Source organism: Micromonospora sp. SCSIO 07396 (assembly GCF_053667945.1).
The window spans coordinates 4,471,889-4,488,034 of record NZ_CM132210.1 but is presented as its reverse complement, the minus strand read 5'-3'; the positions used below and the strand labels follow the sequence as shown (position 1 = coordinate 4,488,034).

Sequence of the window (16,146 nt, the reverse complement as noted above, 5' to 3'; positions counted from 1 at the left end):
CCCGACGTCCTCGACACGGGGCGTGGGCACACCGACCGGGTGGCCCACGCCCCGTGCCGTGTCCGACGGGAGGGTGACGTCAGCCGGCGGGCGCGGCCCCGGCCGAGCCGACGCCCGGCGCGTCGCGGGCGTACCGCAGCAGGAGTACGCCGTCGGCGGCGGCCAGCGTGTGCCGCAGCGGCAACGACCGGGGCGGGCTGCCCGGGCCGGCCGTGATCCGCCCCGGGCCGGCCCCGGCCAGCAGCGGGGCGACGGTGACGCAGAGTTCGTCGACGAGGTCGGCGGCGGTGAGCGCGCCGAACAGGTGCGGGCCGCCCTCGCAGAGCAGCTGGCCGAGCCCCCGCTCGCGTAGCGCGGCCAGGCCGGCGGCGAGGTCGACGTCGTCGCGGCCGACCCGGACCAGGTCGACGGCGTCGGTGAGGCCCGGGGGCGCGACGGCCGTCGCGGTGGTCAGCACGACCGGGCGCACCGGCGCGTCGGCGAACGCGGCCTGGGTCGGGTCCAGCCGCAGCGACCGGGAGACGACGGTCAGGGTCGGGTACTCGGCCAGGCCGTGCGCGCGCCGCCAGGCCCGGCGTTCCGCGTTCAGCCGCACCGCCCGGTACCCCTCGTGCCGCATCGTGCCGGCGGCCACCAGCAGCCCGTCGCAGAGCATCCGGAGCAGGCCGAAGACCCGCTTGTCCGGCTCGCCGGAGAGGCCGGCGGAGTAGCCGTCCAGGGTGACCGCGCCGTCCGCGCTGGAGACGAAGTTGACCCGCAGCCGGGGGGTGTCGGCGCGGGCGTAGAGCGCGGTCAGCGCGGTGTCGTCCAGTGGGCCGTCGGCGGGCGTGGGCCAGATCCGCCAGATCGGGATTCCGACGCTCATTCGCCGGCCGGACCGGTGACCGGAGGGGTGGGTGCGGGGGTACGGTGCTGACAGTCGCACCACTTCCGGCCGGGGCAGTCGTCGTGCCGCCGCTGCCGGCACGCTCGGCAGATCATGTCGGCAGCCTATGCGGTGGGTGGAGGGGGCAACATGTCACGTCAGGTCTTCCAGCTGAAGGTGTCCCTCACCGGGGTCCGCCCGTCGGTCTGGCGACGGGTGCTGGTCCCCGGCGGTTACACCCTCGACCGGCTGCACCGGGTGGTGCAGCACGCGATGGGTTGGCGGGACTGCCACCTGCACGCGTTCGAGATCGACGGGGTGCAGTACGGCGAGCCGGACCCGGACGCGGAGCCGGCGGTGCGCGACGAGCTGGACGTCCGGCTGGACGCGGTGGTCGGCAAGGGCAGCCGGTTCGGCTACGTCTACGACTTCGGTGACTGGTGGGAGCACGAGCTGGTGGTGGAGGACGTCCTCGCGGCCGACCCGGACGAGCGTTACCCGAGCTGCCCGCAGGGGGCGCGGGCCTGCCCGCCGGAGGGGGTCGGCGGCCCGGCCGGGCAACTCCTGCTGCTGGCGGCGCTGGCCGATCCGCACCACCCGGAGCATGTCACGATGCGGGACTGGGTGGGCCCCGGGCACGACCCGGCGGCGTTCGACGCGGGGCGGGCGAGCACCCTGCTGCGCCGGTTCTGCTGATCCGCGGTCCCGCCGGGTCATCACGTCAAGCGGGATAAACGCGATACCTGGTAACGATCTGGGAACGCTCCCAACGGTCTATTGACACCCCCGACACCTCCCGGCAATCTCATGGGAGCGTTCCCAAGGGCGTGGCGCGGATCACCCGCGACCATCCCAGACCGACCGGCGATTACCGCCGGACCGGCCGGGACGTGCGACAGCACCCCCCACCACACCCACCCAGCCTCACCATCGAAAAGGGGTCAGGATGAGCGTCACCACGCGGCGTACCCGGTTCGCGGTCGCCGCCCTGGCCGCAGTAACCGCCATCGGCGGTCTCGCGGCCTGCGGCAAGGACGACGAGCCGAAGGAGGCCGGCGGCAAGCCCAGCAAGCTGGTCGTCGACACCTTCGGTGAATTCGGATACGACGAGATCGTCAAGCAGTACGAGAAGGACACCGGCATCAAGGTCGAGCTGCGCAAGACCGCGCAGCTCAACGAGTACCGGCCGAAGGTGGTCCGGGCCCTGGCCACCGGCAAGGGCGCCGCGGACGTCACCGCGCTCGAAGAGGGCATCCTCAACGAGTTCAAGACCAACCCGGCCAACTGGGCCGACCTGACGCCGCTGATCGCCGACCACAGCAAGGAATACCTGCCGTGGAAGTGGGAGCTGGGCAAGGCGGCGGACGGGCGGCTCATCGGCCTGCCCACCGACGTCGGCAGCCTCGGCGTCTGCTACCGCAAGGACCTGTTCGCCGCTGCCGGTCTGCCGACCGAGCGCGACCAGGTGGCGGCGCTCTGGCCGGACTGGAACGCCTTCATCGAGACCGGCAAGAAGTACCGCGCGGCCACCAACAAGGGCCTGATCGACTCGGCCACCACCGCCGCCAGCGCGGTCATGGTGCAGCAGGGCGGTGACCTGTTCTACGACAAGGAGGACAACGTCATCGCCGACAAGAGCGCCGCGGTGAAGACCGCGTGGGACACCGCCGTCGCGATGTCCGACGCGAAGATCTCCGCCAAGAGCGCCACCTGGTCGCCCGAGTGGTCGGCCGGCTTCAAGCAGGGCACCTTCGCGGCCACCTTCTGCCCGTCGTGGATGCTCGGTATCGTCGCCGACAACTCCGGCCCGGAGAACAAGGGCAAGTGGGACCTGGCGCCGGTTCCCGGCGGCGCGGGCAACTGGGGCGGCTCCTGGCTGGCCGTGCCCTCCCAGAGCAAGTACCCCAAGGAGGCGGCCAAGCTCGCCGAGTACCTGACCAACGCGAAGAGCCAGGTCGAGGCGTTCAAGCTCAAGGGCCCGCTGCCGACCAACCTCGAGGCGCTGAAGAACCCGGAGTTCACCAGCTTCACCAACGAGTACTTCAGCGGCGCGCCGACCGGCAAGATCTTCGGTGAGAGCGTCGAGAAGATCCAGCCGCTGCACCTCGGCCCGAAGCACCAGGCGATCAAGGAGAACGCGTTCGAGCCGGCCCTGCGCTCGTACGAGAACGGGCAGTCCCCCAAGGACAAGGCCTGGGAGCAGTTCCTCAAGGACGCCAAGACCCAGGGCGCCTTCTGATCACTGCACCACCACCGGCGGTGGCGTCCGGGCATGTCCCGGGCGCCACCAATGGCGTCCCCCCGTTCCACGTACCGCCCGCCTCACCGGCCCCGCCGGAGCCGGGAAAGGACCCCGCATGAGCCTCTCGGCCACGACGGCGCCGCCGTCGCCCAGCGCCCCACCCCCCACACCTCCCCGGCGGCGCAGCCGGGCGATCACCCTGAACCGCCTCGACCTGAAGCTCTCGCCCTACCTCTACATCGCGCCGTTCTTCGTGATCTTCGGCATCTTCGGGTTCTACCCGATGCTGCGTACCGCGTGGATGTCGCTGCACGACTGGGACCTCATCGGCGACCACAGCTTCATCGGGTTCGACAACTACACCCGGCTGTTCACCGACGAGTACTTCTGGAACGCCACGATCAACACGTTCGGCATCTTCATCCTGTCGACGATCCCCCAGTTGCTCCTGGCGCTGTTCCTGGCCACCATGCTCAACCGCACCTTCCTGCGGGCCCGGACGCTGTTCCGGATGGCCATCTTCATGCCCAACGTGGTCTCCGTCGCCGCGGTGGCGATCGTCTTCGGGATGCTCTTCCAGCGCGACTTCGGTCTGATCAACTGGGTGCTCAGCCTGGTCGGCGTTGACGCGGTCGACTGGGACGCCCAGAAGTGGAGCTCCTGGACGGCCATCGCCTCCATGGTCAACTGGCGGTGGACCGGCTACAACACGCTGATCCTGCTGGCCGGCATGCAGGCCATCCCGAAGGACCTCTACGAGGCCGCCGCGATCGACGGCGCGAACCAGTGGAAGCAGTTCTGGCGGATCACCCTGCCGATGCTGACCCCCACCTTCGTCTTCGTGGTCACCCTGTCCACCATCGGTGGGCTCCAGCTCTTCACCGAGCCGCTGGTCTTCGGCAACGGCAACATCATCGGTGGCGACCAGCGCGAGTTCCAGACCCTGGCGATGTACATGTACGAGCTCGGTATCGAGAACCTCAGCTCCGCCGGCTACGGCGCAGCGGTGGCCTGGGCCATGTTCGTCATGATCGCCCTGGTCTCGCTGGTGAACTTCCTGCTCGTCCGCCGTTCGGTGAAGTGAGGACCGCGCCGTGAACAAGGCATCCCAGCGCCTCTGGCGCACCAGTCCGCTGCTCTACATCGCGCTCGTCGTCGCGGTGCTCTTCTCGGTCTACCCGTTCTACTACATGGTGGTCATCGCCACCCGTAGCCTCGACCAGATCAACGACGTACCGCCGCCGTTCACCCCGGCCGGCGAGTTCGGCGCGAACTTCGGCCGGGTGCTCGACAACGACGCGGCGAACTTCCTGACCGGTCTGCTCAACTCGGTGATCGTCTCCGCGGTGGTGACCGTCTCGGTGGTGATCACCGGCTCGCTGGCCGGCTTCGCCTTCGCCAAGCTGCGGTTCCGGGGCCGCAACGCCCTGCTGCTGACGATCATCGTGACCATGATGATCCCGACCCAGCTCGGCCTGATCCCGCTCTGGGGCATGATCCAGGACCTCGGCTGGTACGACACCCTCTACGCGGTGACCGTGCCCTTCCTGGTCAGCGCGTTCGGCGTGTTCATGATGCGGCAGTACGCCATCCAGGCCATCTCCGACGAGCTGATCGAGGCGGGCCGGGTCGACGGCGCCAGCACCTTCCGGATCTTCTGGAACATCGTGCTGCCGGCGTTGCGCCCCGCCGCGGCCGTGCTCGGCCTGCTCACCTTCATGGAGACCTGGAACTCCTACCTCTGGCCGTACGCCGTGCTCACCCCCGAGAACCCGACCCTGCAGGTGTCGCTGGCGTTCCTGTCGTACGCCTACTACACCGACTACTCGCAGGTGTTCGCCGCGACCGCCATCGGCACCGTGCCGCTGGTGATCGTGTTCATCGTGTTCGGCCGCCAGATCATCGGCGGCATCATGGAAGGCGCCGTCAAGTCGTGAGCAACCCGACCCACCCGCCCGCTGTCGGCGTACTCGACCAGGGGCCGGAACTGACCTTCCCGCCCGGCTTCCTGTGGGGCGCGGCGACCGCCGCGTACCAGATCGAGGGGGCCGCCGCCGAGGGCGGCCGGACCCCGTCGATCTGGGACACGTTCAGTCACACCGAGGGGCGGGTGGTCTCCGGGCACACCGGGGACGTGGCCTGCGACCACTACCACCGGATGTCCGACGACGTCCGGTTGATGGCGGAGCTGGGCCTCAAGTCGTACCGGTTCTCGGTCTCCTGGCCGCGGGTGCAGCCCGGCGGCACCGGCGGTGCCAACCAGGAGGGCCTGGACTTCTACCGGCGGCTGGTCGACGAGCTGCTGGCCAACGGCATCGAGCCGTGGCTCACCCTCTACCACTGGGACCTGCCCCAGCCGCTGGAGGACGCGGGCGGCTGGCCGGTCCGGGACACCGCCGGTCGGTTCGCCGACTACGCGTCCCTGGTCGCGGACGCCGTCGGCGACCGGGTGAAGTACTGGACCACGCTCAACGAGCCGTGGTGCTCGGCGTTCCTCGGCTACGGCTCCGGGGCGCACGCCCCCGGGCGCTCCGACGGGGCGGACTCGGTCCGGGCCGGGCACCACCTCATGCTCGGTCACGGGCTCGCCGTGCAGGCCCTGCGGGCGAAGCTGCCGCAGGCCCAGCTCGGGGTCACGGTCAACCTCTACCCGGTGACCCCGGCCACCGACGCCCCGGACGACGTCGACGCCGCCCGCCGGATCGACGGGTTGGCCAACCGGTTCTTCCTCGACCCGCTGCTGCGCGGGTCGTACCCGGCGGACCTGACCGCCGACCTGGCCGAGGTGACCGATTTCGGACACGTCCGCGACGGCGATCTGGAGATCATCTCCACTCCGCTGGACCTGGTCGGGATCAACTACTACAGCCGGCACGTGGTGGCCGCGCCGGTCGCCGGCGAGGAGCCGGAGAAGTACTGGCGGGCGCCGTCCTGCTGGCCGGGCAGCGAGGACGTGCGGTTCGTCACCCGGGGCGTCCCGGTCACCGACATGGACTGGGAGATCGACGCCCCGGGCCTGGTGGAGACGCTGCGGCGGGTCCACGAGGAGTACACCGACCTGCCGCTCTACGTCACCGAGAACGGCTCGGCGTTCGTCGACACCGTCCAGGACGGTCGGGTCGACGACGTCGACCGGTTGGCCTACTTCGACGCCCACCTGCGGGCCTCACACGAGGCGATCGCGGCCGGGGTGCCCCTGCGGGGCTACTTCGCGTGGTCGCTGATGGATAATTTCGAGTGGGCCTGGGGTTACACCAAGCGCTTCGGGATGATCTGGATCGACTACGACACCCAGGCCCGTATCCCCAAGTCCAGCGCCAGGTGGTACGCCGAGGTGATCCGACGCAACGGTCTGGCCGCACAATAGGCAGAGGCCAGCCAGCATTCCGGACGGCCCCGCCGCGCCGCCCGCCCCCGGGGGCGGACGGCGGGGACCGTCCGACGTCGGAGGAGAGACGATGACAACGCAACGCACCCGGTCACTCGGGCGCCCGACCCTCGACGCGGTCGCCGCCCGCGCGGGTGTCGGGCGGGGCACGGTCTCCCGGGTGGTCAACGGCTCACCCCAGGTCAGCCCGGAGGCCCGGGCCGCCGTCCAACAGGCCATCGCCGAGCTGGGGTACGTCCCGAACCGGGCGGCACGGGCACTGGTCACCCAGCGGACCGACTCGGTGGCCCTGGTGGTCTCCGAGTCGGGGGAGCGGGTCTTCACCGAGCCGTTCTTCGCCGGCATCGTCCGGGGCGTGAGCTCCGGCCTGCTGGAGACGCCGCTGCAACTCTGGCTCGCCATGGTGCAGTCCCCGATCGAACGGGAACGGGTCGAGAACCACCTGACCAACCAGCACGTCGACGGGGTCCTGCTGCTGTCGCTGCACGACTCCGACCCGCTGCCCACCCTGCTGGAGGAGCGCGACCTGCCCACCGTGCTCGGCGGCCGGCCGGCCCGGATGCTGCGCCCCGGGGCACGGCCGTCCTGGTTCGTCGACGTCGACAACGTCGGTGGCGCCCGCAACGCGGTGCAGCACCTGGCCCGGCAGGGCCGCCGCCGGATCGCCACCATCGCCGGCCCGCAGGACATGGGCGCCGGCCTGGCCCGCCTGGTCGGCTACCGGGAGGCGGTGGAGTCGACGGTCGGGATGCTCGACCCCCGCATGATCGCCTACGGGGACTTCAGCGAGGGCAGCGGCGCGGCGTGCATGCGTCGGCTGCTGGACGCCTGCCCCGAACTGGACGCGGTCTTCGTCGCCTCCGACCTGATGGCGTTCGGCGCGCTGCGGACGCTGCGCGAGGCGGGCCGGCGGGTGCCCGAGGACGTGGCGATCATCGGGTTCGACGACTCACCCGTCGCCCAGCAGGCCGACCCGCCGTTGACCACGGTCTTCCAGCCGGTGGAGGAGATGGGCCGGCAGATGGCCCGGCTGCTGGTGGCCCGGATCCGGGGTGACGAGATCCCCACCCCGCACATCCTGCTGGACACCGAACTCATCCAGCGTGCCTCCACCTGAAACGCTTCGACAGCTCCGACCTCCACCTCCGGCCCGCCGCCGGGTGGCCTGACGCGCCGGTGGCCCCGGCTCAGGACCAACGGCCCAGGTTCAGGACCAGCGGCGCAGTTCCCGCCTGGCCAGCGACGCGCGGTGCACCTCGTCCGGGCCGTCGGCGAGCCGCAGGGTGCGGGCCTGGGCCCAGAGCCCGGCGAGCGGGGTGTCCTGACTGACCCCGGCGCCGCCGTACCCCTGGATCGCCTTGTCGATCACCCACTCGGCCATCGCCGGCGTGGCGATCTTGATGGCCTGGATCTCGGTGTGCGCGCCCCTGTTGCCGACGGTGTCCATCAGCCAGGCGGTCTTGAGCACCAGCAGCCGGGCCTGCTCGATCCGTACCCGGGATTCGGCGATCCACTCCCGGACCACGCCCTGCTCGGCGAGCGGCCGGCCGAACGCGATCCGCTGGTTGGCCCGGCGGCAGAGCAGCTCCAGGGCCCGCTCGGCCATCCCGACCAGGCGCATGCAGTGGTGGATGCGGCCGGGCCCGAGCCGGGCCTGGGCGATGGCGAACCCGGTCCCCTCCGCACCGACCAGGTTCTCCGCCGGCACCCGGACGTCGACGAAGTCGATCTCGGCGTGCCCGCCGTGCGGGGCGTCGGTGTAGCCGAAGACCGTCATGCCCCGGCGGACGTGCACCCCGGGGGTGTCCCGGGGCACCAGCACCATGCTCTGCTGGCGGTGCCGGTCGGCGTCCGGGTCGGTCTTGCCCATCACGATGAACAGCTCGCACCGGGGGTCCATCGCCCCGGACGACCACCACTTGCGCCCGTTGATCACGTAGTGGTCGCCGTCGCGGACGATCCGGGTGGCGATGTTGGTGGCGTCGGAGGAGGCCACCTCGGGCTCGGTCATGCAGAACGCCGAGCGGATCTCGCCGGCCAACAGCGGGGTGAGCCACCTGTCGCGTTGCGCCCCGGTGCCGAACTCGGCGAGCAGCTCCATGTTGCCGGTGTCCGGGGCGGCGCAGTTGACCGCCTCGGGGGCCAGGTGTGGGCTGCGCCCGGTCAGCTCGGCGAGCGGAGCGTACTGGAGGTTGGTCAGTCCGGCACCGTAGCGCGGATCGGGCAGGAAGAGGTTCCACAGGCCGCGCCGTCGCGCCTCGACCTTCAGCTCGTCGAGCACCGGGGACCGCGACCACGGGTCACCCGCCGCCGTGACCTGCGCCGCGTGCACCGCCTCGGCCGGCAGGACGCACTCGTCGAGGAACGCGCCGAGCCGCTCCCGCAGCTCGACGGTACGGGCGTCGTAGTCGAAGTCCATCAGTTCCCCCTGACCGCGCGCAGACCGTGCTCCACCAGCGGCGTCACCATGTCGCCGATCCGGTCGAACCCACCGCCGAGGGTCTGCCCCAGGGTGTGCCGGTAGTGGATGCCCTCGCAGATCACCGCGAGCTTGAAACAGCCGAGGGCCAGGTGCCAGTGCAGCGGCCCCACGTCGACGCCGCTGCGCTCGGCGTACCTGGCGATCAGCTCGCCGCCGGTGGGGAAGCCGGCGCGTGGGCCGAGCCCGTCGGCGACCGGGTTGCCCTCGGCGAGGTCGCTGTCGCCGAGCACGTCCCAATACGTCAGCAGCAGCCCGAGGTCGGCCAGCGGGTCACCGAGGGTGGCCATCTCCCAGTCCAGCACCGCCCGCACCGACACCGGGTCGACCGTGGTGAGCAGGTTGTCCAGCCGGTAGTCGCCGTGCACGATCCGGCCGGCGTTCACCCCCTCGGGCACCGAGGCGGCCAGCGCGTCGCGCAGCTCGTCCACCCCGGGCAGCTCCCGGCTGCGGGACCGGTCGAGCTGGCCGGCCCAGCGTCGTACCTGCCGGCCGAGGTAGCCCTGCGGTCGGCCGAAGTCGGCCAGCCCGACCGCGGCCGGGTCGACGGTGTGCAGCGCGGCGAGGGTGTCCATCATCGCCCAGGCCAGGTCACGGCGTTGCCCGTCGGTGAGCGGGTCGGTCTGGGCCCGGGTGCGCAGCACCTCGCCCGGCACCCGCTGCATCAGGTAGAAGGGGGCCCCGATCACCGCCGGGTCGGTGCAGAGCAGCACCACCCCGGGCACCGGCACGGCGGTCGGCGCGAGCGCGGCGATCACCTGGTGCTCGCGGGCCATGTCGTGCGCGGTGGCCAGCACGTGCCCCAGCGGTGGGCGGCGCAGCACCAGCTCGCGCCCGGCACCGTGCAGCAGGTAGGTCAGGTTGGACTTGCCGCCGGTGATCAGGCTGGCCCGCAGCGGCCCGCCGGCCAGCTCCGGGTGGTGCAGGGCCAGCCACCCGGCCAACCGGTCGAGATCCAGCCCGGGGGGCGGCCGGTCGCCGGGGGCTCCGCCGTCGTGGGACGCGTCGACGGCCGGCTCGGTCATCCGCATAGTTGATGGCAGGTCAGCCGGGTTGTCAAGGTCAGCGATTTTCCGCCCGGGACATGCCACGGCAACAGGGGCGAAATGGTCAACCGGCAGGCTGGGGACCAGCCTGCCGGCCGTGTGCGGTCGGCCCGCCGAGCGGAGGGACAGACATGTTGCTGAGAGTTCGGGTGACCCTGCCGGACCGACCCGGGACACTCGGCCAGGTGGCCCGCACGCTCGGCGTCTCCGGGGCGGACATCGTCCAGGTCGTGGTGCTGGAACGGCTCGGCGGCCGGGCGGTTGACGACTTCACCGTGGTCTGGCCCGGTGCCGCCCGGGTCGAGGGCCTACTCGCGGGCCTCGCCGCCATCCCGGGGGTACGCGTCGACGGGGTGTGGCGGGCGATCGGCGCGCCGACCACCACCGGTCAGGACGCCGAACTGCTCGCCCAGGTGGCGGCGAACCCCACCGACGGGGTGGCCACCCTGGTCGACGCGGTGCCCGGGCTGCTCGCGGCGGACTGGGCGGTGGCGGCCGTCGTGCCGGTGGACTGGGCCTCGCGGGCCGGTGCGGGGACGGCGACCGTCGGGCACGCCAGCTGGCGCGCGCCCGAGCCGCCCCGGCTGCCCGAGGTGACCCCGCTGCGGGCCCGCACCCTGACCATGGCCGACGGCACGCACTACGCGATCGCGCCGTTCGGCCGGGCCGGGCTGGTGCTGGTGGTCGCGCGGGACCACACCGAGCCGCTGACCGCCGCCGGGTTCCACGCCACCGAGGTGGACCGGCTCGCCCAGCTCGTCCGGGCCAGCGCGGTGATCCTCGGTGACCGGCTCGACCTGGTCGGCCCGAAGTCGGTGACCACCGTCACCTGACCTGGGCGGACGGTTGCCGGTGCGACACCACCGGGCAACGCCACGGCAACAGGCCGCGGGCAGGCTTCGTGGTGGGGAAAGGAGTGGACATGGCGCTGTGGCGGGTTCGCGCGACCGTGGACGACCGGCCGGGATACCTGTCGGTCCTCACCGCGAGTCTCGCGTTGCGGGGGGTCAACATCCTCACCGTGCAGGTGCACACCACCGAGGTCGGCGCGGTGGACGACTTCCTCGTCGACGCGCCGGACACCCTCGACGAGGCGGACCTGATCGCCGCCGTCGAACGCGGCCGGGGCCGGGACTGCTGGGTCGCCCGCAGCGAGGCGCGGGGCCTGGCCGACCAGCCGACCCGGGTGCTCGGGCTGGCCACCCGGCTGGTCGGTGACCCGGAACTGGCAGGCGAGGTGCTCCGGATCACGCTCGGCGCGGACGAGGTGACCTGGCGGCCGACGGCTGCCGCCGGGCACGACGCGGTGGGCACCACGACCATGCTGCTGACCGATCCGACCGGCGGCTCGTACGAACTGCGCCGGCAGGCGCCCAGCTTCACCCCGGCGGAGTACGCGCGGGCACAGGCGCTCGTCGAGTTGGCGGCGGCGGTGGCTCGGCGGGAGGCCGACCGGGTGGTCCTGGTGCTGCCCGACGGGGCGGAGCTGACCGTCCGGCCGGCGACCGCCGACGACCTGGCGGGCGTGGTCGACCTGCACGAGCGCTGTTCGGCGACCAGCCGGCAGCGGCGGTATCTCAGCGGGGCGGCGCTGCCCTCGCCGGCCCGGCTGCGCCGGTTGCTGGAACCGGCCCGGGGGCTGACCCTGGTGGCCACGACGACCGGCTCCGACGGGGCGGCGGAGTCGGTCGTCGCGCTGGCCAACCTGCTCGCCGAGGGCGACGAGGCGGAGGCGGCGCTGCTGGTGCGGGACGACTGGCAGCGGCGTGGGCTGGGCACCGCGCTGCTGCGCCGGTTGCTCGCGCACGCCGAGCGGGCCGGGTTCGCGGCGCTGGTCCTGCACACCCAGGCGGAGAACACGCCGATGGTGCGTACGGTCGCCCGGCTGGGCCGGTCCGCGCCGATCGAGCGGGACGGCAGCCTGCTCACCGTGACCGTCGCGTTGGCCGCCCCGGTGGGCGACGGCCCGGTCGCCGACGGGGCGGGTCGGCCCGGTGCTGCCGTGATCGGCCCCCGGCGGACGAGCGCGACCGGCGGGGTCTGCTGACGACCGATCACCGAGACGACCCGTGTGGCACCGGGCGGGGGCTTCCTTCCGGTGCGTGGCCGAACTCCGATGCGGAGGACGGTGTACAGGCAGGGCCCCCGGTGCGGGGGCCCTGCCCATGTCCGGGCCGGTTCCGGGCGGCGCGTCGAGGCAGGTCCCGGGCGGCAGGTCCGGGCCGGTCGTGGCCGGGTGGCCGGGCCGCCGCCGGCGGGCCGGCGGTGCGCGGCCGGTGGGTGCGTCGGCAGGGGCGGCGGTCAGCCGAAGAAGACGCCGGCCCGGCGGTGCCCGGAGACGCAGAACCGGTTGCCCTCGGTGTCGGCGAGGACGACGTACGGCAGTTGGCCGGGTTCGGGCTCGGTGGGGTAGTGCGGCCAGTCGACCCGTTCGGCACCCAGATCGCACAGCCGGTCGACCTCGTCGTCGAGGTCCCGGTCTCCCGCGTGCAGGTCGAGGTGGATGCGGGGATGGTCCGTCACCGGGCTGACGCTGATGTCCATCGCCAGGGCCACCCCGGTGCTGCCGGGCGGCGGTTCCAGCACGATCCAGCCGTCGCCGGGGTAACGGGGTGGCCGGCGGGCGTAGCCGAGGGCCCCGGCCCAGAACCGGCCGGCGCGCCGGTCGTCGGTCACGCCGAGTGACACCTGTTCGATCATCGACATCGATCAAGGCTAGTCCGGTCGGGCGGCGGTGTCCGGGGAGCTTCTTCCGGTGTCGTCGGGGTTGGCCCCTTCACAAACCGATGACCGAACGATTACATTGGCGCACATCCATGGGAGCGCTCCCGCGACTCCCCGGTCCACTCACCACCACCCGCCTCCGGCGACGCCCACCACCCGCGACGCCCCCGTCCCCGCGTCCGGTGGGCGTCGCCGGAAGGCACCATCGACAGGAGTTCCGCATGCAGCACCCGAACCGGCCCGGCCGGTCGGGCGCGGGCCGGCCCCGGCTCCGCCGCCTGCTCGCCGCCGGTGCCGCCCTGACCAGCGGGCTTGCCCTCGCCATCAGCGCCCTGCCGCTCACCGCCGGGGCCGCCCCCACCGTTGCCGGGCGCGCCGAGGCCGCCGAGGCCGCCGGCACCGGCATGTTCAACTACCCCGAGGCGTTGCAGAAGTCGCTGCTGTTCTACGAGGCGCAGCAGTCCGGCAAGAAGCCGTCCTGGAACCGGGTCTCCTGGCGGGGCGACTCCGCGCTCACCGACGGCGCGGACGTCGGCGTGGATCTCACCGGTGGCTGGTACGACGCCGGTGACCACGTGAAGTTCGGCTTCCCGATGGCGTTCAGCGCCACCATGCTCGCCTGGGGCGCGGTCGAGTACCGCGACGGGTACGTCGCCGCCGGGCAGCTCACCCCGCTGCTGAACAACCTGCGCTTCGTCAACGACTACTTCATCAAGGCGCACCCCTCGGCGAACGTGCTCTACGGGCAGGTCGGCAAGGGCGACGACGACCACAAGTGGTGGGGTCCGGCCGAGGTGCTGCCGATGGCGCGGCCCGCGTACAAGATCGATGCGAGCTGTGGCGGGGCGGACCTGGCGGGGGAGACGGCGGCGGCGATGGCCGCGTCGTCGATGGTCTTCCGGCCCACCGACGCCGCCTACGCCGACAAGCTGCTCACCCACGCCAAGCAGCTCTACACGTTCGCCGACACGGTGCGCAAGAGCTACCACGAGTGCATCACCGACGCGACCAGCTTCTACAAGTCGTGGAGCGGCTACCAGGACGAACTGGTCTGGGGCGCGATCTGGCTGCACCGGGCCACCGGTGACGCCGCCTACCTGGCCAAGGCCGAGAGCGAGTACGACAAGCTCGGCACCGAGCCGCAGTCCACCACCCGGTCCTACAAGTGGACGCTCGCCTGGGACAACAAGCAGTTCGGGGCGTACGTGCTGCTGGCCAACCTGACCGGTAAGCAGAAGTACGTCGACGACGCCAACCGGTGGCTCGACTACTGGACGGTCGGCGTCAACGGCCAGAAGGTGCCCTACTCGCCGGGTGGGATGGCCGTCCTCGACTCCTGGGGCGCGCTGCGGTACGCCGCGAACACCAGCTTCGCCGCGCTGGTCTACAGCGACAAGACCACCGACGCCACCCGCAAGGCCCGGTTCCACGACTTCGCGGTCCGGCAGGTCAACTACGCGCTCGGTGACAACCCGCGCAAGTCCAGCTACATGATCGGGTTCGGTGCCAACGCGCCGAAGAACCCGCACCACCGCACCGCGCACGGTTCCTGGTGGGACAGCCAGACGGTGCCGGTGGAGACCCGGCACGTGCTCTACGGTGCGCTGGTCGGCGGCCCGTCGGCGGCCAACGACGCCTACACCGACAGCCGGTCGGACTACGTGATGAACGAGGTCGCCACCGACTACAACGCCGGTTTCACCTCCGCCCTGGCCCGGCTCTCCCAGGAGTACGGCGGCACCCCGCTCGCCAACTTCCCGACCGCGGAGACCCCGGACATCGCCGAGCTGACCGTGGAGACCACGGTGATGCAGGCCGAGCCCCGGGCCACCGGGCTCAAGGCGGTCATCTACAACAAGTCGGCGTTCCCGGCGCGGGCGCTGACCAACGGGAAGTTCCGCTACTACTTCCGCCCCGAGGGCAGCACCGCCGTGCAGGTCACCCCCGGCTACACCCAGGGCTGCCCGTCGCCGTCGACCGCCAAGCAGCTCTCCGGCGACATCTGGTACGTCGAGGTGGACTGCACCGGCTCCACGATCGCCCCGGCCGGTCAGTCGCAGCACCGGATGGAGGTGCAGTTCAAGATCGGCGTACCGGAGGGCGGCACCTGGGATCCGACCAACGACCCGTCGTACCAGGCCACCGCCGGCCCGAACCCGAAGGTGCCGCTGTACGCCGGGACCACCCGGGTCTGGGGTGACGAGCCGACCTCGACGCCGACGGACACCACCCCGCCCACCGTCCCCGGCACCCCGGTCGCCTCGGCGGTCACCCCCACCGGCATGACGCTGACCTGGCCCGCCTCCACCGACACCGGTGGCAGCGGCCTGGCCGGCTACGACGTCGCCATGGAGCCGGTCGGCAGTGACGTGCGTTCCTCCTTCCGCACCACCACCAACAGCCTGACCCTGACCACGCTCTCGCCCGCCAGCAACTACCGGTTCTCGGTGCTGGCCCGCGACGGCGCCGGCAACAGCTCGTTGTGGTCGTCGCCGCTCGCGGTGGCCACCCCGGCCGGCACCGGTTCGGACACCAGCGGGCCGACCCCGCCCGGCACCCCGACCGCGTCGAACATCAGCGCGAACGGGGTGACCCTGAGCTGGACGCCGTCCACCGACAACGTCGGGGTCACCGGCTACCGGGTCTACAAGACCTCCTGGCCGGCCCACCTCGTCGTCGCCACGGGCTCCGGTACCACCCTCCAGGTCAACGGGCTGACCCCCGACACGTCGTACGGGTTCTACGTGGTGGCGGTGGACGCCGCCGGCAACCCGTCGACCCCGTCGAAGACCGTCACCGTGCAGACCCTGCCGGGGACCTCGACGCCGACCCCGACGCCGACCTCCACCCCGACCCCGACCCCGACCCTGCCCGCCTCGTCGTGCAAGGTCGGCTACACCACCAGCGACTGGACCAACGGCTTCACCGCGAGCATCAGCATCACCAACACCGGCACGACCGCGCTCACCGGCTGGAGTCTGGCCTTCACCTTCCCGAGCAGCGGGCAGAAGGTCGGCCAGGGCTGGTCGGCGACGTTCGCCCAGACCGGTACGGCGGTGACCGCGACCAGCATGAGCTACAACGGGGCGCTCGCCCCCGGTGCGTCCACCAGCATCGGGTTCAACGGCACCCACACCGGCAGCAACCCGAAGCCGACGAGCTTCACGCTCAACGGGGCGGCCTGCACGGTCTCCTGATCGTCGACGTGGCGTGGCCGGCACCGCACCTGCGGTGACCGGCCACGTCGCGTCGGGTGGGCCCCGGCAAAAAATGTTCCGAAACTTTTCCGAAACATCTTTGTTCTGACCGGTGCGTGATGGAAACATCGACGGCACTAGATTTAACAACCGCGACGCCCGGCCGTCCCGCCCCGACGGTCCGGGTGCGGGCCAGCAAGGAGGC

General features: G+C 71.9%; 13 protein-coding genes. 9 read left to right on the top strand and 4 right to left on the bottom strand.

The genetic code is table 11. The annotated features are described in order from the left end of the window. Nucleotides 1–79: 79 nt before the first annotated feature. Nucleotides 80–865, bottom strand: coding sequence for a pyrimidine reductase family protein (locus ACWCHM_RS19140; RefSeq protein WP_421489015.1), 786 nt, complete (start codon nucleotides 863–865; stop codon nucleotides 80–82). A 150-nt stretch (nucleotides 866–1,015) separates the two neighbouring features. Between ACWCHM_RS19140 and ACWCHM_RS19135 the strand changes: the two genes are divergently transcribed. The 6 genes from ACWCHM_RS19135 to ACWCHM_RS19110 all read left to right on the top strand — a co-directional run bounded on the left by ACWCHM_RS19135 (nucleotide 1,016) and on the right by ACWCHM_RS19110 (nucleotide 7,612). Further along, nucleotides 1,016–1,561: a plasmid pRiA4b ORF-3 family protein gene (locus ACWCHM_RS19135; protein ID WP_281899483.1), complete on the top strand. Its 546-nt coding sequence runs from the start codon at nucleotides 1,016–1,018 to the stop codon at nucleotides 1,559–1,561. 250 nt (nucleotides 1,562–1,811) lie between these two features. Further along, the gene (locus tag ACWCHM_RS19130; RefSeq protein ID WP_204957093.1) at nucleotides 1,812–3,104 is read left to right on the top strand and encodes an ABC transporter substrate-binding protein; all 1,293 of its coding nucleotides are present in this window, start codon (nucleotides 1,812–1,814) and stop codon (nucleotides 3,102–3,104) included. 118 nt (nucleotides 3,105–3,222) lie between these two features. After that, nucleotides 3,223–4,191, top strand: coding sequence for a carbohydrate ABC transporter permease (locus ACWCHM_RS19125; RefSeq protein ID WP_204924032.1), 969 nt, complete (start codon nucleotides 3,223–3,225; stop codon nucleotides 4,189–4,191). 10 nt (nucleotides 4,192–4,201) lie between these two features. Further along, the gene (locus tag ACWCHM_RS19120; protein ID WP_204924033.1) at nucleotides 4,202–5,044 is read left to right on the top strand and encodes a carbohydrate ABC transporter permease; all 843 of its coding nucleotides are present in this window, start codon (nucleotides 4,202–4,204) and stop codon (nucleotides 5,042–5,044) included. Continuing rightward, entirely contained in the window at nucleotides 5,041–6,474 is a 1,434-nt protein-coding gene (locus tag ACWCHM_RS19115; RefSeq protein WP_204957094.1) for a GH1 family beta-glucosidase, read from the top strand. Before ACWCHM_RS19120 ends, ACWCHM_RS19115 begins: the two co-directional genes overlap by 4 nt. Before the next feature lie 91 nt (nucleotides 6,475–6,565). Continuing rightward, the gene (locus ACWCHM_RS19110; protein ID WP_145918565.1) at nucleotides 6,566–7,612 is read left to right on the top strand and encodes a LacI family DNA-binding transcriptional regulator; all 1,047 of its coding nucleotides are present in this window, start codon (nucleotides 6,566–6,568) and stop codon (nucleotides 7,610–7,612) included. A 90-nt stretch (nucleotides 7,613–7,702) separates the two neighbouring features. Here the strand turns inward: ACWCHM_RS19110 and ACWCHM_RS19105 are convergent, their stop codons facing one another. Together ACWCHM_RS19105 and ACWCHM_RS19100 are read right to left on the bottom strand one after the other, a co-directional pair. Beyond that, on the bottom strand, nucleotides 7,703–8,914 hold the full coding sequence (locus ACWCHM_RS19105) for an acyl-CoA dehydrogenase family protein (protein ID WP_281899475.1): 1,212 nt from the start codon (nucleotides 8,912–8,914) through the stop codon (nucleotides 7,703–7,705). Further along, a complete protein-coding gene (locus ACWCHM_RS19100) occupies nucleotides 8,914–9,999 on the bottom strand; it encodes a phosphotransferase family protein (protein WP_454219256.1) in 1,086 nt (361 codons plus the stop codon). Before ACWCHM_RS19100 ends, ACWCHM_RS19105 begins: the two co-directional genes overlap by 1 nt. Before the next feature lie 152 nt (nucleotides 10,000–10,151). Between ACWCHM_RS19100 and ACWCHM_RS19095 the strand changes: the two genes are divergently transcribed. Both ACWCHM_RS19095 and ACWCHM_RS19090 read left to right on the top strand, forming a co-directional pair. Further along, nucleotides 10,152–10,853, top strand: a complete 702-nt coding sequence (locus ACWCHM_RS19095) for an ACT domain-containing protein (RefSeq protein WP_204957099.1) — start codon at nucleotides 10,152–10,154, stop codon at nucleotides 10,851–10,853. A gap of 89 nt (nucleotides 10,854–10,942) precedes the next feature. Beyond that, on the top strand, nucleotides 10,943–12,067 hold the full coding sequence (locus ACWCHM_RS19090; RefSeq protein ID WP_204957101.1) for a GNAT family N-acetyltransferase: 1,125 nt from the start codon (nucleotides 10,943–10,945) through the stop codon (nucleotides 12,065–12,067). Between the two features lie 254 nt (nucleotides 12,068–12,321). Here ACWCHM_RS19090 and ACWCHM_RS19085 read toward each other — a convergent pair whose 3' ends face one another. Then, on the bottom strand, nucleotides 12,322–12,726 hold the full coding sequence (locus tag ACWCHM_RS19085; protein ID WP_421489014.1) for a VOC family protein: 405 nt from the start codon (nucleotides 12,724–12,726) through the stop codon (nucleotides 12,322–12,324). A gap of 239 nt (nucleotides 12,727–12,965) precedes the next feature. Between ACWCHM_RS19085 and ACWCHM_RS19080 the strand changes: the two genes are divergently transcribed. Continuing rightward, complete coding sequence (locus ACWCHM_RS19080) at nucleotides 12,966–15,941, top strand: glycoside hydrolase family 9 protein (RefSeq protein WP_454219254.1); 2,976 nt, start codon at nucleotides 12,966–12,968, stop codon at nucleotides 15,939–15,941. Nucleotides 15,942–16,146 lie beyond the last annotated feature (205 nt).

Bases quoted from the DNA above. Each gene is read 5' to 3' on its own strand.
- ACWCHM_RS19140 (WP_421489015.1), bottom strand. From the start codon at position 865: ATGAGCGTCGGAATCCCGATCTGGCGGATCTGGCCCACGCCCGCCGAC.
- ACWCHM_RS19135 (WP_281899483.1), top strand. From the start codon at position 1,016: ATGTCACGTCAGGTCTTCCAGCTGAAGGTGTCCCTCACCGGGGTCCGC.
- ACWCHM_RS19130 (WP_204957093.1), top strand. From the start codon at position 1,812: ATGAGCGTCACCACGCGGCGTACCCGGTTCGCGGTCGCCGCCCTGGCC.
- ACWCHM_RS19125 (WP_204924032.1), top strand. From the start codon at position 3,223: ATGAGCCTCTCGGCCACGACGGCGCCGCCGTCGCCCAGCGCCCCACCC.
- ACWCHM_RS19110 (WP_145918565.1), top strand. From the start codon at position 6,566: ATGACAACGCAACGCACCCGGTCACTCGGGCGCCCGACCCTCGACGCG.
- ACWCHM_RS19105 (WP_281899475.1), bottom strand. From the start codon at position 8,914: ATGGACTTCGACTACGACGCCCGTACCGTCGAGCTGCGGGAGCGGCTC.
- ACWCHM_RS19100 (WP_454219256.1), bottom strand. From the start codon at position 9,999: ATGACCGAGCCGGCCGTCGACGCGTCCCACGACGGCGGAGCCCCCGGC.
- ACWCHM_RS19095 (WP_204957099.1), top strand. From the start codon at position 10,152: ATGTTGCTGAGAGTTCGGGTGACCCTGCCGGACCGACCCGGGACACTC.
- ACWCHM_RS19090 (WP_204957101.1), top strand. From the start codon at position 10,943: ATGGCGCTGTGGCGGGTTCGCGCGACCGTGGACGACCGGCCGGGATAC.
- ACWCHM_RS19085 (WP_421489014.1), bottom strand. From the start codon at position 12,726: ATGTCGATGATCGAACAGGTGTCACTCGGCGTGACCGACGACCGGCGC.
- ACWCHM_RS19080 (WP_454219254.1), top strand. From the start codon at position 12,966: ATGCAGCACCCGAACCGGCCCGGCCGGTCGGGCGCGGGCCGGCCCCGG.